The sequence below is a fragment of the Enterocloster citroniae genome, assembly GCF_040545455.1.
Taxonomy (GTDB): domain Bacteria; phylum Bacillota; class Clostridia; order Lachnospirales; family Lachnospiraceae; genus Enterocloster; species Enterocloster citroniae.
On the sequence record NZ_JBEPLZ010000048.1, the window covers coordinates 1 to 16391 of the forward strand.

The following is a 16391-nucleotide window of genomic DNA, read 5'->3' on the forward strand; positions in this document are numbered from 1 at the left end:
GCAGACCTACATCTAGTTTAGCACAGGAGTTGCTTTTATCTGAAGATATTCCCTCCACCTGCAGAGCAGGTGGTTTATTTTTACTGTGACACAATTAAGGCCCCACAGCAGGTTGCCCAGCCATGAAGGCCCTAATCACATTACCCTCAGTGGGTAGATCCATTATTTGACCACGCGCACCCTCAGGACACCCTTGATGGCTCTCAGCTTTTCAATGGTGGCCTCCTCGGCCTTGTGCTCCAGATCCAGCAGCGTGTATGCGTACTTATCCCGGCTCTTGTTGGTCATATCAGAGATATTCACGCCCTGGCCTGCCAGTGTACCTGTTACCTGTCCGATCATATTGGGGATATTCATATGCAGGACAGCCACCCGGCTCTCTGTCTGGCAGATTCCCATGTCACAGGAAGGATAGTTCACGGAATTCTTGATATTTCCGTTCTCCAGGTAATCGGTCATCTCCTTTACGGCCATCACCGCACAGTTATCCTCAGACTCCTGGGTGGAAGCGCCCAAATGGGGCATCAGGATGACATTCTTCATATTGGCCACCTTGGGGTTCGGGAAGTCGCTTACATAGTAGCGGACCTTTCCCTCCTCCAGGGCAGCAGCCATATCGTCATCATTTACCAGGGTATCCCTGGAGAAGTTAAGGATCACAACCCCGTCCTTCATCATGGCCAGCTTTTCCCTGTTGATCATGCCCTTGGTGGAATCCAGCAGGGGCACATGGATGGTTATGTAATCACATTCCTGGAAAATGGTATCCACATTGGTAATATGCTTTACATTCCTGGACAATCTCCACGCGGCGTTCACGGAAATATAGGGGTCATATCCATAGACCTCCATCCCCAGATGGGTGGCTGCATTGGCAACCTCCGCACCAATGGCGCCCAGGCCCACAACGCCCAGCTTCTTGCCCTTGATCTCGCATCCGGCAAAAGCCTTTTTGCTCTTCTCCGTATCCTTTGTAATATTGTCATCCTCGGCATTGGCCTTGCACCACTCAATGCCGCCCACAATATCCCTTGAAGCCACCAGCATACCTGCGATCACCAGCTCCTTCACGCCGTTGGCGTTGGCACCCGGGGTGTTAAATACAACAATGCCCGCCTCTGCGCATGCATCCAGGGGAATGTTGTTCACTCCCGCGCCGGCACGGCCCACGGCCAGAAGACATTCCGGAAAATCCATATCGTGCATGGAAGCGCTGCGCACCAGGATGCCGTCAGCCTCAGCCGCATCCTTGGTCAGCTCATAATCAGCAGGGAACAGATCAGTGCCACATTTGGCAATTGGATTTAAGCAATGAATCTTTTTCATAATTATCATTCTCCTCTACATCAGCGCTGCTTTAGAGCATGTCGCTGTGCTTTTCCTCAAAATCAGCCATAAATGCAACCAGCTTCTCAACGCCTTCCATGGGCATTGCATTATAGATGCTGGCCCGCATTCCGCCCACGGTCCTGTGTCCCTTCAGGTTCTCAAAGCCGGCAGCCTTGGATTCCTTTACAAACAGGGCGTCCAGTCCGTCATTCCCCGTGACAAAGGGCACATTCATAAGGGAGCGGTCCTTCTTTTCCACGGTCCCCTTAAACATCCTGCTCTGGTCCAGGAAATCATACAGGATCTCAGCCTTTTTCTCATTGTATTCCTTCATGGCTTCCAGACCGCCCTTGGCCTTCAGCCATTTAAACACCTTGCCGCACATATAGATGCCGTAGGTGGGCGGTGTATTGTACAGGGACTCAGCGTCCACATGGGTCTTGTAGCGGAGCATGGTAGGGGTTCCCTCAAGCACGTCCTCAGACACCAGGTCCTCCCTTACGATCACGATCACGGTTCCTGCAGGTCCCACATTCTTCTGGGCGCCGGCAAAAATAAGGCCGTACTTTGTCACATCCACGGGCTCGGACAGGAAGCAGGAGGACTGGTCCGCCACCAGGATCTTCCCCTTGGTATTGGGCAGGGTCCAGAACTTGGTCCCGTAAATGGTGTTGTTCTCACAGATGTAAACATAATCAGCATCCTCTGATACGTCCAGGTCGGAACAGTCCGGAATGTAGCTGAAGGTCTTGTCAGCGCTGGAGGCAATGGCGTTGGCCCTGCCGTATATGCCGCCCTCCTGGTATGCCTTCTTGGCCCACTGTCCGGTCACAATGTAATCCGCCACCTTGTTCTTCATCAGGTTCATGGGCACCATGGCAAACTGCTGGGATGCGCCCCCCTGAAGGAACAGCACTTTGTAATTGTCCGGAATATGTAAAAGATCCCGCAGGTCTGATTCAGCATCTTTAATGATGGCGTCATAGGCCTTAGATCGATGGCTCATCTCCATCACTGACATTCCTGTCCCCCTGTAATCCAGCATCTCTGCTGCGGCTTCCTTCAGGACGTCCTCCGGCAATACAGCCGGTCCTGCTGAGAAATTGTAAACTCTGCTCATCTTGTTCTCCTCCTTAAATGGTTGTGGCTACTGCACATTTCCTCTTTAATATATATACACAGATGACTTCCACCTATGCAGACCCTTTTTAAGGATCCTCACAGAAGGAAGCCGTCTGACCGTATACATCATTGTACCTCTGTCCTCTACCCATGCACTTTACCAAGGTAATCTGATAACGTTTCCGAAGTATTAATGACTACTATACACTCTTTTTAATTAATTTTCAAGTCCGTATCGTCAAAAGCATCCGCAATGGGCGCACCCGGCGATACCATGGGGAACACCTTCTCATCGCAGCTGATCTGACAGTCAATGACAACAGGGACATTCAGGGAAATGGCCTCCCTGAGGGTGGGCTCCAGTTCTTCCTTCTGGGTCACCCTGTACGCCTTTGCTCCCATTGCCTCGGCAACCTTTATGAAATCCACCCCGTCATTAAGAATGGTCTGGGAGTAGCGCTTGCCGTAGAACAGGGTCTGCCACTGGCGGACCATGCCCAGCACATGGTTGTTTACGATCACTTCCACCACCGGAATGTTGTACCGGGTGGCTGTTGCGATCTCGTTCATATTCATGCGGAAACAGCCGTCACCCGCAATGTTGATGACCGTCTTGTCCCTGCACCCCATCTTGGCTCCGATGGCGGCGCCCAGGCCATATCCCATGGTCCCCAGGCCGCCGGAGGTGAGAAAGGTCCTTGGCTGGCGGTGGTTGTAATACTGGGCCGCCCACATCTGGTGCTGTCCCACCTCGGTGACGATCACGGCATCTCCCTGGGTCACCTCGTTGATGGTCTGCACAATAAAGGGACCGGTGAGCGTGTTCTTGTCATAGCGCAGGGGGTACATATCCTTCATGCGTTCAATATGGGCGATCCACTCGTCATGGTTAATGGGATCCAGCCTGGCGTTCAGCTTGCGCAGGATCACCTTCACATCGCCGATGACGCTGGCATCCACCTTAATATTCTTATTGATCTCAGCCGGGTCGATATCCAGCTGAAGGATCTTGGCATTCCTTGCAAACTTGGACGCATTGCCTGTCACCCTGTCGCTGAACCTGGCGCCCACCACGATCAGCAGGTCGGCCTCTGTTATGCCGAAATTAGAAGTCTTTGTTCCATGCATGCCCACCATGCCTGTATACAGTTCATCACACCCGTCAAACGCCCCCTTGCCCATGAGACTGTCCGCCACCGGGGCCTGGATCTTGTGTGCAAATGCTCTCAGCTCATCTGACGCATTGGACAGCACCGCGCCGCCGCCCACAAAGATAAAGGGCTTTCTGGACTTGCGGATCATCTCCACGGCCCGCTCCATGTCCTCCTCTCGGATGGTATCGCTCTGGCGCACAATCTCTTCGGGAACCTCCTTCTCATACTCGCAGGCGGCAGCGGTCACATCCTTTGTGATATCCACCAGCACCGGACCCGGGCGTCCTGTCTGGGCAATGGTGAATGCCCTGCGGATCACTGTGGCCAGTCTTTTAACGTCTTTTACAATAAAATTATATTTGGTAATGGGCATGGTAACACCGGTGATATCGATCTCCTGGAAGCTGTCCTTGCCCAGAAGGCTGTTGGTCACATTACAGGTAATCGCCACCATGGGAACCGAATCCATGTATGCCGTGGCAATGCCTGTTACCAGGTTGGTGGCGCCAGGGCCTGAGGTGGCCATGCAGACCCCCACCTTGCCGGTGGCCCTTGCGTAGCCGTCTGCCGCATGGGATGCGCCCTGCTCATGGGATGTAAGGATATGGGTAATTTCATCCTGATGCTGGTACAATGCGTCATATATATTCAGGATCGCGCCACCGGGAAATCCAAACACGGTGTCCACTCCCTGTTCCTTTAAACACTCAACTACAATCTCTGCCCCCGTCAATTTGCTCATATTTACCGCACTCCTTTTCTCTTAATATATACCGGCCTCTACTTCACCTGCAGAACAGCCCCTTTGTCAGCGGATGTCACAAGGGAAGCGTACCTTGCCAGGTATCCTGTGGTAACCTGCGGGGTCCTTGGCTGCCATTTTGCCTTTCTTGCAGCCATCTCCTCCGGGTCAACCAGCACATTCAGCTGGTGATTGTCAATGTCAATGGAAATAATGTCCCCTTCTTCCACAAGCGCAATGGGGCCGCCCACAGCTGCCTCCGGTGCCGCATGGCCAATGGATGCGCCCCTGGATGCGCCGGAAAAACGTCCGTCCGTGATCAGTGCAACGCTTGAACCCAGTCCCATACCGGCGATAGCCGAGGTGGGATTGAGCATCTCTCTCATGCCCGGTCCTCCCTTTGGTCCTTCATAGCGGATCACAACCACATCCCCTGCCACGATCCTGCCGCCCTTAATGGCATCAATGGCATCCTCCTCGCAGTCAAATACCCTTGCAGGCCCTTCGTGCTTCAGCATCTCAGGAGCCACGGCGGAGCGCTTGACCACAGCGGAATTAGGAGCCAGATTTCCCTTTAAGATGGCAATGCCGCCCGTCTCGCTGTACGGATGTTCCACAGGGCGGATAACATCGGGATTCCTGTTCTCGCAGTCCTTGATGTTCTCTCCCACGGTCTTGCCCGTCACGGTCATGCAGTCCAGGTTCAGAAGACCCTTTTTGCTGATCTCGTTCATGACAGCGTAGATTCCTCCCGCTTCGTTCAGGTCTTCGATATAAGTAGGTCCGGCCGGCGCCAGATGGCACAGGTTCGGTGTCCTTGCGCTGATCTCATTGGCAATATCCACGTTCAGCTCCACGCCTGCCTCGTGGGCAACGGCCGGAAGGTGGAGCATGCTGTTGGTGGAGCAGCCCAGGGCCATATCCATGGTCAGCGCGTTCATAAACGCGTCCTTGGTCATGATATCCCTGGGTCGTATATTCTGCCTGTACATTTCCATGACCTGCATGCCTGCATGCTTGGCCAGCTTGATGCGCTCAGAATACACGGCCGGAATGGTGCCGTTTCCCTTAAGGCCCATTCCCAGGACCTCAGTCAGGCAGTTCATGCTGTTGGCAGTGTACATGCCGGAGCAGGAACCGCAGGTAGGACATGCCTTGTTCTCGTACTCCTTTACATCCTCCTCGGACATGGTGCCGGCCGCATAGGAGCCAACCGCCTCAAACATACTGGAAAGGCTGGTCTTATGGCCCTTCACATGTCCGGCCAGCATGGGTCCGCCGCTGACAAACACGGTGGGCACATTGATCCTGGCAGCGGCCATGAGAAGTCCCGGAACATTCTTGTCACAGTTGGGCACCATAACCAGGGCGTCAAACTGATGGGCCAGGGCCATGCACTCCGTGGAGTCCGCGATCAGGTCCCTGGTCACCAGGGAATACTTCATGCCGATATGCCCCATGGCAATGCCATCGCACACGGCAATGGCCGGAAATACCACCGGAGTACCGCCCGCCATGGCCACTCCCAGTTTTACCGCCTCCACGATCTTATCCAGGTTCATATGGCCCGGAACGATCTCATTATAAGAGCTGACAATACCCACCATGGGCTTTTTCATCTCTTCTTCCGTCATACCAAGGGCATTAAACAGGGACCTGTGGGGCGCCTGCTGCATTCCTGTCTTAACTGCATCACTTTTCATGTTGTATCCCCTTTCACTTATCTGAATTTACCTATCTAAGGTTTGAAACCGTCAATTTCCGCTGTTTCGGCCCGCTGATGCGATCCGCCTATCGGGTCTGCTGATGCGATCCGCCTATCTGATTCTTGCCGCGATCAGGTCCCCCATGGCAGCGGTTCCCACCTGGCTGCATCCCTCCGACATGATATCCCCTGTCCTGTAGCCCTCTGTGAGCACGGACTGTACTGCTGACTCTATGGCATCCGCCTCATGGTCCAGGTCAAAGGAATAGCGCAGAAGCATGGCAGCGGACAAAATGGTGGCAAGGGGATTGGCAATATCCTTGCCCGCAATGTCCGGGGCAGAACCGTGGCTCGGCTCATAAAGGCCGAACTTGCTTTCATTCATGCTGGCGCTGGACAGCATTCCGATGGAACCGGTGATCATGCTGGCTTCATCGGAAAGGATGTCCCCAAACATGTTCTCCGTAAGGATCACGTCAAACTGGCCCGGGTTCATGACCAGCTGCATGGCACAGTTGTCAACCAGCATATGGGAGAGCTGTACCTCAGGATAATCCTCTGCCACTTCCTCCACCACCTTGCGCCATAACCTGGAGGAATCCAGCACATTGGCCTTATCCACGCTGGTCACTTTTTTTCTCCGCTTCATGGCAATATCAAAGGCCTTGACCGCGATACGCCGGATCTCCTTTTCATTGTATGTAAGGGTGTCTGTGGCTGTCATACAGCCGTCCACCTCTTTGGTCCACCTGTCTCCGAAATAAAGGCCGCCTGTGAGTTCCCTCATGATGACCATATCAAAGCCGTCCCCGATGATCTCCTTTTTCAGAGGGCAGGCGCCTGCCAGTTCCTTATAAAGATAAGCCGGGCGGATATTGGCAAACAGGCCCAGTCCCTTGCGGATCGCCAGAAGTCCTGCCTCGGGCCTGAGGTTCGGAGCCACGTCATACCATCTGGAGTTGCCCACATCCCCGCCTACTGCTCCCAGCAGGACCGCATCGCTGTTCCTGGCTGTCTCCAGCGCCTCATCTGTCAGCGGAACGCCGTGGGCGTCAATGGAGCATCCTCCCATAAGGATCTCCGTATAGTCAAAGGTGTGTCCGTAAACCATGCCCACCTGATCCATTACCTTTTTAGCTTCTCTTACGATCTCCGGTCCGATCCCATCCCCTGGAATCACAGTGACATTATAATTCATGATACATATCTCCCCTGTCTTCTATTCTTTGTAGTTATAGCTATCCGTAATAATATAATTTCCTTCCATCATATATCATTTAAAGCCGTATTTCAACCTTTCAGGATTATTTTCCACCTTGGCAAATATACAAGTTTGGAATTATTGACATAATCAAAAGTTATAGGGCTTTCATATACTCCCTCATTTCATGGGATAATTTCTTATACTGTTCCTGCATTTCCTGGTATTTTTCCAGGATCGGCCTTGTCCTGTTGCGCACTGAATCCATAATGGCATCATAATTCTCCGCCATCACGGCAGCCACCCCCGGGTCAACCAGCCCCTTTTCAGCCATTTCAGAAACAATGGCGCTGGTTTTTTCCTTGGGGTACGCGTCCTTGTAGCTTCTGGTGCCTGTGAGGGCGCTTACAATGTCCGCCACCGCCACGATTCTCTGGGGCAGGTTTAACTGCCCCTCCTTAAGCCCCAAGGGGTACCCGGAGCCGTCCAGCTTTTCATGGTGGCGCAGGGCAATATCCCTCACCGCGTCAGAGACGCAGTCCTGAAGGATATACTCTGTCATTTTCACATGACCGCGCATCACATTCATGGCCTGTGGGCTTAAACGCCCGGGAAACTCCAATATTTCCACCGGGATCCCTATCTTCCCCAGATCGTGGAGCATAGCCCCAAAGATCACGTCATTGATGGTATCCGCCCGTTCGCAAAGGCGCAGGGCCAGCTCCGAACTGATGATGGTGGTGGTGATGGTGTGGGTTACGGTGTGGGTGCTTCTGAAATCAATGGCATAGACCAGCATCCGGAGAATGGACTGCTTTTCTCTGGAGGAAAAGGGAACCTCCTCCATGATCTGAATGTATTCATGTTCCAAAAAGAGTGAACTGCTGCCGGGCGCCACAAAATCCATGCCCTCAAACAGGTCGAGCACCTCCCCGCAGAAGTTTTGGTCCCTCTGGGTCCCAAGGTACTGTTTCAGCCAATCCACATCCCCGGCTGAATGTTCAAAATAAATATCGATCCTGTCCGCCAGGTGGAGAAGCTGGGATGCCTTTTTAATATGGTCCGGCACATGGTCCATCCGCCTCAGGACATTCCAGGGGGTGTGATGGTAGAGCACGATTCCGGACAGTTCCTTCAGCAATGAGAAATAATAAAAGAACAGATAGCCGTAAATGGAATGGTTCCAGACATTCTCTGTCTCGAATTCCACCATTTTGTCTATCTCCTCTGTCTTGTAAGCCCCGATGTCATGGAGCACGGCCAGGGTCAGCATGTCCCTCATCTTCCTTCCGTCATAGCCGCCGTCCGCTTTCATCAGCTGGTACATGATGGACGCCACCCGTTGTCCGTGGCCCATCAGTCTGGCATCCACCAGATCAAAGGCCCTCTTTGCCACACTTATGATCCCCCTGTTGCTCATTGGAAGCATATAATCATACATAAACGTTCTCCATTTTCCGGCTGCGATAACATCCCAGCCCGGCCTTTAACCACTGCGGTTCGGCCGCCTTCCTGTATTCTGACATAAAATTCCTTTTTAATCAACCGGAAATGGGTCCGGACCGCAAAACATGGATTAAAAAATGCCGTACCAGGCAGTTTCATCCGCCTGTACAGCATTTTCTGAGCCCTGACATCACAGGGCAGTCTTTATTTTAGCGCCTGACGCCACTGGTCAGTTTTTATCATTAACTTCACACTACTGGGCAATCTTTGCTCCGTCCTCACCGACCCAGTAATTGTCCGCCGTCATACAGTTGGTCAGCATGTCGCCGTTCTCAGAGCAGTAATACTCCTTGCCTTCCCACTGGATCCATCCGGTCTGCATATACCCCTGGGCGTCAAAGAAATACCACTTATCCCCAATCTGCTTCCAGCTGTTTGCCGGATAGGTCCCATCGCCGTTGTCATACCACCATCTTCCGTTCTCCGCGGACTGTACCCACGCACCGCTTCCGCCCGTAGGGTTATCCCTGAACTCAGCCGCCTGATCGCTGCTGATGTAGACGCTTGCGGAGTCCACCCAGTTTCCCTTCTCCCCACCGTCAAACCGGCTGACCGCACGGACCTTCACCGTATAGGAGGTATCCCCCTTTGTCATGCGGTCGCGGCAGTTGCTGGTGTTGGTGTTCACAACAATGGCGGATCCCACTGCCTTGTCGTCCCTGTAAACTCTTACCTCATAGCTTCCGGCCGCGCTGATGGGATCCCATGTGGCGATACCATTGTCGGAAAGCTTCAGGTTCTCCACGTCACGGATGGAGGTGGAGAGGGAGGGAAGCTCTACGTCCATCAAAAGGGTGGAACTGGAATCTTCCCTGCTGGCCTTCAGGAACTGGGCTCCTCCCTTCAATGTGACCTTATCCTTGGGAAGGGACTGGAAATAGTAATCATCATCCGCTGTCAGAGTGATCCTGATCTTGGGCACCGAGTCATCCCGCCATTCAAAGTCATCGTTCAGTATGTCATAACCATCCACGGAAAACCTGCTGTTGCTGGTCTCGATCTCTATCTCTTCCTCACCAAATCCCGTGCCCGGCACAATGTTGGCCTTTATACTCAGTGTGATGGATTTAATGGGCTTACGGCTGGCAGCATATGACGGTATGACCATGGCCGCGGCAAGAACTCCTGCCAGCAGTGCCGGCACCACTTTTTTCTTTATAATACGCATTATATACCTCCTTCTTTCTGTAGTGTACTCTCGGGGACTCCTAGAGTCCACCGTACCCTGTCATATCCTTACTTTATCTGCATTTTCATGTCATGTCAATATAGATTTCCTTAAGATTCCCCTGATGCCTGCCGCGGCTCACCGGACTTCCCGGATAAGGCAGTACTGCTTTAGGGAAAAATGCTTCTGCACCACGCCAAACACCTTGAACCCAAAATGCTCATACAGAGGCACATTGTGCGGATTATGGGTTTCCAGGGAGATCATCAGCTTATGGCTGTCGGCATAACGGATCATCTCGTCCATGAGCATGGCCGCCAGACCATGGTGCTGCATGGTGGGCCTTACGGCCAGGTAAATGATATGGAGACGGTTTTCCTGGTGCAGCTGCGCGGTCCACCTGGAATTCAGGTAATCCTTTCCCAGCACAAAATTCCAAAGGGTCTTAAGGCTTGGATCTTCCCTGATCAGGTATTCATCCGTCTTCAGGGAGGCCCAGGCCTCGGCCAGATAGTATGTAAGGGGATTGTATGGCTCCGACTCATCTGATACCACCACCAGCGCATTCATCTCAGGGCTGTCGGAATAGATCTCACATGTCTCAAAAAACTCAGTCAGGTCGCATTCAAACAGTTCCGGCATCAGCCGTTCCCTGGTCTCCTGATCCGGTATCAGCTTACAGTACAAAGGGTCATTGGAAAAGCACTGCGTCAGCAGCTCCTCCAATTTTGGAAGATCCTCTTTTCTAACCCGGTATAGCCTCTGGCTTTCCATAATGCATTCAAACCTCTTTTCCTCTGAATTTATTTCCTCTAAATGCGTTTCCTCTTATTAATATCCCGGATCATTTCCGCACATGATCCCAGCATCTGTGTCAGCCTGCCCGCAGACAAGGTCATGTATTTGATATCATCCTTATAGCACAGCACCTGATTGTCCAGGACCTGTTCCAGCACAGCGCGCTCCCGCTCCACATCAGCCTCCGGGGCTCCAAGCTTCTCCTTTAACCCCCGGACCAGTTCAAACAGGTTCTCGTGATGGACGATCCTGCCCGTTCCCCATTTCAGCCGGTCAGGGGGCTGGTCCAGCACATATTCGGTAAAATACCGGAATACCTCCTCATCAAACAGGAATGCATAGCGGTTGTTGTCAATGTCATATACAGCCTCCAGGGCTCCCCTCACATTTCCGTGATCCAGGCACTCCAGGGCCCGGTATACGGATTTCAGGTTGTTTTCCACGGACTGCTGGGGAAACAGCACATCATCATGCCAGCTCAGACGCACAAAACAGTCCTGTTCCCTGCGAAACGCATCAAGCAGGCGTTTGTTCAGCTCCCTCCATGCACCTACAGGCCACTCCTGCTCATTCAGCTCCATGATCTTTCGGTACAGCTCTCCAGCCACCCCGGCCCCCTGCTTCAGCGCCTCAAGGAGGGGCCCCGCATCCGTGCCTGTCCTGGCGCATATGGTTTGGTCCACGCTGTCCCTAACTGCCCAAAACAGCCGTTTAAAGTCAAGGGGCACCACCGCGGTCATATCCAGGGCCAGCACCAGGCTGCCGTAAAGTTCATGGTGAAACCGGTACACGGGTTCCTGGTAAAAATTCTCATTATCATACTGTGAATGGTAATGGGTCTCCATAAATTCCCCTGCGCTGAAGTCATTGACCATGGAGGGGATCCCCCCAATTGCCATGGAAAAATCATCGGACCATGTCTGGATGGGACAAAGGACTTCCACTCCTTCCGGGTAGGCGCTCCGGTCCACCTCTATCCCTTGAAGAAAATTTTCCATGAAATCCCCGTATTCATAGGTGCAGCGCACCCCGTCCTTTGCTCCGTGGGCATGGGCCGGCAGCTCAAAATTCAGGTTGGCCGTCACCTGCCCCTGCCACTGGGGGCGGGCGGTAAACACCTGCTCATAGGCGCCCGTGGACCAGTCGTACTTGGAGTTTGACACGCCCCACTCCTCCGCTGCCATGGCGCAGAATACCAGGGTCTTCCTGGGCTTGTACCCAATCTGCTTCAAGCTCCGGGCAATTCCCAGCATCATGGCCACCGCCGCATTGTCATCCTGAAATCCGCTGAAATAGGAATCATAGTGGGCGGTGAGCAGTATCTTTTCGTCCGGCTCTGTCCCGGGTATGCATCCCAGGATATTATAATCCTCCTGGTCCAGCTTTACCGTTGATCTGGCATCAAAGAGCACCTTTGCCTCCCGGTCCTCCATGGATCCTTTTATGATATCGGCATCAGCCCGGGATATGGAAAATGCGGCAGCCTCCCTGGGTCCGGCAATATCCTGGGCATTCAGGGCCGTATCATGTATCTCCCCATATCCCTGCTCCTGAACCGCGATCAGGGCCGCGGCCCCCTTCAGGTAAGCCTGATACACGGGAAAATTGATCCACCACTCCTCCCTCTGGTTAATGTCGATCAGCACCAGCTTACCTTTTACATCCACGCCTTCATAGGACCGGGCCGTTCCCTTTTCCAGATAAATGATGGTAAATTCCTGAAATCCCTCGGTGCAAAACTGGGTCTGGTAAGCCCCCAGCTGAAATCGGTGCTCCCGGCCGTTCCTGTCCGTAAAGCGCATCACAGCACGTTCAAATTCCCAGCTGTCCACCTGGATCTTATCCCTGCAGACACCGGAGAGCCCCAGGGCTTCCATCTCCCTGTACAGCATTTCCCCCGTCTCCCGCTCCGCACCGGAACCCGCCGTGCGGTACCCCAGCACGGGGTTGGTCTTGTATTCTTCCATCCTTCTGGCCAATCCATAGGAATACCCCGTATCCACAGCCTGTTTTAACGCCTGTTCCCATTCCTCCAGCTTGTTCATGATCATCACCTCGATACCTGAAGGGCGCAGAAAATATGTGCTATTTTCTGCGCCCCTCCAAATCCAATTCCTGTTTTAGTTTACGCCTGCAAACAGGATTGGTCAAGTGTTTTGTCATCTTCTTTTTATGAGTCTTTTATCACATATCCCCTGGCGCCAAGAGCCTTGAGCGCCCTGTCAAAATCAGCCTCCCTGGTCAGGACATAATCCGTATTATAGGTGGACACCACAAAGATGCCGATCTTCTCCTCCGCCAGAATGGAGGATATCTTTGCCAGGATCCCGATCAATGAAAAATCCAGCACGCCCTGGATCCTGAACGCCTTCCAGCCGTCCTCTCTGGAAACGGCATTGCCCGGCACGCGGCAGGTCCTGCACACAAGGGACAGTTCCTCATCTGTTTTGCCGATAAAATAATACTCCTCCGTCAGATCCACCTGTGTAAGGTCACCGAGCCTGCACACGGAAAAATCTTCCCGGATCACCTTAAGCTCCAACATACTGCTGCTCCTTTCGCAGACATTTCCTATTCCCACTGATTCCAGTCTTTTAAAAAGGAAGTGCCATCTCGTCATTCATTTTTACAAATCCATATTTCTCATACAGGGGCCTGCCCATCTCCGTTGCTTCCAGGGAAATGAACCCAATCCCAGCCTGCCTTGCCTCTTTCACTAAAAGATCCAGCATATGGAGCGCGATTCCCTTTCTGCGGTATTCCGGATGGGTGTACATGTTCATGATATAAGCCTTCCACCCAGTAGGATTATGATACGTGGGCATGACCCGGTAAAAGCTCACGCCTCCCGCCCCCACAAACCGGTCTTTGTCAAATACCAGATAGGCGCAATGGGTCCTATCCCCAAGGGACTTTGCGTAGTATTCATAAGATTCCCTGCGCACCCAGGACATATCCACATCATCATCCAGCCGGTTGGCCGCCCTTAACACCTGGATCCTGGTATCTGCCAGCAGATCCAGGTCCTCTTTGCCAGCCCTTTGATACAACAGTCCCATCCTTACTCCTTCTCCTTTTTTCTCACTGCAAACATAATATCAATGGAGGGATGGCTGTCCTTACTCTTTTGGGTGTGGTATTCGTACTCCAGGTTCAATGCTTCATAAGGACTTCCCGGCAGCCATTTGGTATAAAAATACCGCTTAGCTTCCCCGATGGCCATTCCCCACCATCTGCCGAATCTGGGGCTTACGGTAATCCGGGCATAAGGCCCCTGGGGCAGGATGAGACGTTCCAGGTTTTCATGCTCCAGCGTGCTTCCCACCAGCAATTCAAACTCCCTGCTCTGTTTGTCGTAATTCCTTGACAGGACAAAATAGGGAAGGATTTCTCCGTCCCGGCGTCCCACTGCCTCATGATATTCCTTTGACATAAAATCTATATCACTGGAAACCGTCTTGTCATTTGACCCTTTCCACAGACCATAAAGGGTCATCTCCTCCAGTTCCATGATATCAACTGATAATCTTCCCATGCAATCCTTATCCTCATTTCTCAATCCTTACCCTCAGCGGACAAGGGTATGGATCCATTATAACTGATTATCCCGCTGATTCCTAGCCCCAGAATGTGTCCGGTCATTCACCCACAGCCCATGGCGGCTGCATCCAAAATAGAGTTTCCCTCCCCTTATTCTTGGAATGCGCACCTCGCCGCCCTGTTCCGGATACAGCTTTACAAACAGCATTCTGTCATATGTCACATGGCAGATAAAATTCAGATAATGCTCCTTTGTCATTTCATGGGAAAATGTAATGTAAGATTCATCTTCCACTGTTTCCACTTTCAGAAAATGCTGCCCGTCCTCAGGCTTTGCACTCAGCGCCGGCAGTTTGCGCCCGCAGCATGAAATTTCCCCCTCGCCTGTGGAAGTCATCACAGCATTGCAGCTGGGGCAGACATAAAACTTTACTTTTTTCATATTTCCTCCGTCTGTTGTGTTGGGCTCTAAATCGCCCAGCAGTATCTGTTCAATATTTACATTCAGAATCCCTGACAGCTGGTTTAACAGGGATACATCCGGGCACCCCAGTCCAGTTTCCCTTAGTTAAAGATATTGTTGGGTATCTCAAGATGTGTCATTCGATTTTGCCGATAAAGCGGTAGAAGATTTCTACCTCCTGTTCCCGGCTTCCGTCCTCACTTTTGACCGCTTCATGGATAAGGATTTTTTCAATCAGCGTATTCAGAAGTTCAGCCGTCAATTCTGTGGGATTGACATACTGTTTCATCAGACCTATCCACTTTTCAGCGTCAACCGCTGTCTGGGCGGCGGCCTCCATCGCTTCGTGAAGCCGTTCAATTTTTGCGTCCAATTCTCGCTGTTCGCCCTGATACTTTTCGGACAGCATATTGAAATTGTATTCTGTAATGCGTCCGGCAGACCAGTCCTCATACATTTTTGCAAACAGGGTGTCTACTTCTGCTTTGCGTTTTTCCGCCTTTTTCAGTTCGGCTGTCTGCCGCTTCCTTGCAGTATTGCGTTCCTTGTCGCTGGCGTTAAGTAGCCGTTTCAGAAGTTTGTCCCCGTCCTGCTGTGCCAGCACAGACCAGTATTGCAGACGGGAAAGGACATAGGCGTAAAGCACATCATAACGGATATAGTGCATGGAACACTGGTGCAATCCTTGCCCGTACTTGCTACAATGGAAGTGGGCATAGGGATTTTTGTTCTGACTGTTCACACCATAGGCCAGCGACCAACCGCAGTCCGCACATTTTACCAGCCCGGAAAATATCTGCGTTGTGCCGTTCTTCTGCCGTCTGCGCCTGTTGCAAATCTGCTCCTGTACTTGACGGAACACATCTTCGGAAATAATCGCTTCGTGGGTGTTCTCCACACGATACCATTCCTCTTTTGGCTTGCGTACTTTCTTCTTGTTTTTGAATGAAATGTTGGTCTGCTTATTGTGGACGCTGTGTCCGATATAGGTTTCCTCTTTCAGAATACTTTTTACCTGCGCTATCGTCCACGCATAGGCTTTTTCCTCCGGCGCTCCGGCATAGATATTTGCGAAAGTGCCGTATCTCTGGAAATTCAGCCAGCCGGGAGTAGGTACTTTTTCTTCGACCAAAATCCGTGTAATGCTGGCGGCTCCCCGACCATGAACGGCAAGGTCAAAAATCTTTTCGATAATCCACCTTGTTTCCGGGTCAACCAAAAGATGACCTTTCTTATCCGGGTCTTTGACATAGCCCAGCGGGGCATAGGCTCCATAGTGTGCGCCATTTGCAAACCGTGTCCGCATGGCCGCTTTTACCTTTTTGCTGGTCTGGCGGGCGTGCATTTCATTCAGAATGTTGAGGAATGGGGCAAGCTCATTCTCTCCGTTGATGGTGTCCACATTGTCATTGACAGCGATATAGCGGACGCCTTTGCTGGGAAAGTAGATTTCCGTGTATTGGCCGGTCAGAATGTAGTTTCTGCCTAAGCGGGATAAATCCTTCGTAACAACGCAGTTGATTTTCCCGTCCTCAATGTCATCAATCATTCTCTGAAAATCCGGCCTGTCAAAAGCTGACGTTAGATAACGATACTTTTGAAAACACTGGAAAATCAAGGTTTTTCGAGCGACGGACAAGCAGGGTATTGTACTAAAAACTGA

14 protein-coding genes are annotated in these 16391 nt (G+C 52.1%); all 14 read right to left on the reverse strand.

The features are described from left to right. Positions 1-162: 162 nt before the first annotated feature. The 14 genes from ABID13_RS27860 to ABID13_RS27925 all read right to left on the reverse strand — a co-directional run bounded on the left by ABID13_RS27860 (position 163) and on the right by ABID13_RS27925 (position 16346). The gene (locus tag ABID13_RS27860) at positions 163-1326 is read right to left on the reverse strand and encodes a phosphoglycerate dehydrogenase (RefSeq protein ID WP_007861358.1); all 1164 of its coding nucleotides are present in this window, start codon (positions 1324-1326) and stop codon (positions 163-165) included. Positions 1327-1357: 31 nt separating this feature from the next. Then, positions 1358-2449 carry a 3-phosphoserine/phosphohydroxythreonine transaminase gene (gene serC, locus ABID13_RS27865; RefSeq protein WP_048929687.1) on the reverse strand — a complete coding sequence of 364 codons (1092 nt, stop codon included), beginning with the start codon at positions 2447-2449 and terminating at the stop codon, positions 1358-1360. A gap of 215 nt (positions 2450-2664) precedes the next feature. Further along, positions 2665-4347, reverse strand: coding sequence for a biosynthetic-type acetolactate synthase large subunit (gene ilvB, locus ABID13_RS27870; protein ID WP_007861363.1), 1683 nt, complete (start codon positions 4345-4347; stop codon positions 2665-2667). A 38-nt stretch (positions 4348-4385) separates the two neighbouring features. Continuing rightward, positions 4386-6050, reverse strand: coding sequence for a dihydroxy-acid dehydratase (gene ilvD, locus ABID13_RS27875; RefSeq protein ID WP_045092755.1), 1665 nt, complete (start codon positions 6048-6050; stop codon positions 4386-4388). A gap of 114 nt (positions 6051-6164) precedes the next feature. After that, positions 6165-7250, reverse strand: coding sequence for a 3-isopropylmalate dehydrogenase (leuB, locus tag ABID13_RS27880; protein ID WP_007861366.1), 1086 nt, complete (start codon positions 7248-7250; stop codon positions 6165-6167). 160 nt (positions 7251-7410) lie between these two features. Beyond that, complete coding sequence (locus tag ABID13_RS27885; protein ID WP_048929686.1) at positions 7411-8694, reverse strand: HD domain-containing protein; 1284 nt, start codon at positions 8692-8694, stop codon at positions 7411-7413. 258 nt (positions 8695-8952) lie between these two features. Next, complete coding sequence (locus ABID13_RS27890; RefSeq protein ID WP_007861369.1) at positions 8953-9927, reverse strand: hypothetical protein; 975 nt, start codon at positions 9925-9927, stop codon at positions 8953-8955. A 138-nt stretch (positions 9928-10065) separates the two neighbouring features. After that, a complete protein-coding gene (locus ABID13_RS27895; protein WP_007861370.1) occupies positions 10066-10701 on the reverse strand; it encodes a GNAT family N-acetyltransferase in 636 nt (211 codons plus the stop codon). 38 nt (positions 10702-10739) lie between these two features. Beyond that, positions 10740-12770 (reverse strand): M28 family peptidase, encoded by a 2031-nt coding sequence (locus ABID13_RS27900; RefSeq protein ID WP_048929685.1) that lies wholly within the window; start codon positions 12768-12770, stop codon positions 10740-10742. A 125-nt stretch (positions 12771-12895) separates the two neighbouring features. After that, a complete protein-coding gene (locus ABID13_RS27905; RefSeq protein ID WP_045092900.1) occupies positions 12896-13267 on the reverse strand; it encodes an ACT domain-containing protein in 372 nt (123 codons plus the stop codon). 52 nt (positions 13268-13319) lie between these two features. Continuing rightward, on the reverse strand, positions 13320-13784 hold the full coding sequence (locus ABID13_RS27910) for a GNAT family N-acetyltransferase (RefSeq protein WP_007861373.1): 465 nt from the start codon (positions 13782-13784) through the stop codon (positions 13320-13322). A 2-nt stretch (positions 13785-13786) separates the two neighbouring features. Next, on the reverse strand, positions 13787-14260 hold the full coding sequence (locus ABID13_RS27915; RefSeq protein WP_007861374.1) for a GyrI-like domain-containing protein: 474 nt from the start codon (positions 14258-14260) through the stop codon (positions 13787-13789). 57 nt (positions 14261-14317) lie between these two features. Then, the gene (locus ABID13_RS27920; protein ID WP_242849246.1) at positions 14318-14707 is read right to left on the reverse strand and encodes a hypothetical protein; all 390 of its coding nucleotides are present in this window, start codon (positions 14705-14707) and stop codon (positions 14318-14320) included. A gap of 157 nt (positions 14708-14864) precedes the next feature. Then, positions 14865-16346 carry a recombinase family protein gene (locus tag ABID13_RS27925; protein ID WP_304971977.1) on the reverse strand — a complete coding sequence of 494 codons (1482 nt, stop codon included), beginning with the start codon at positions 16344-16346 and terminating at the stop codon, positions 14865-14867. Positions 16347-16391: the final 45 nt, after the last annotated feature.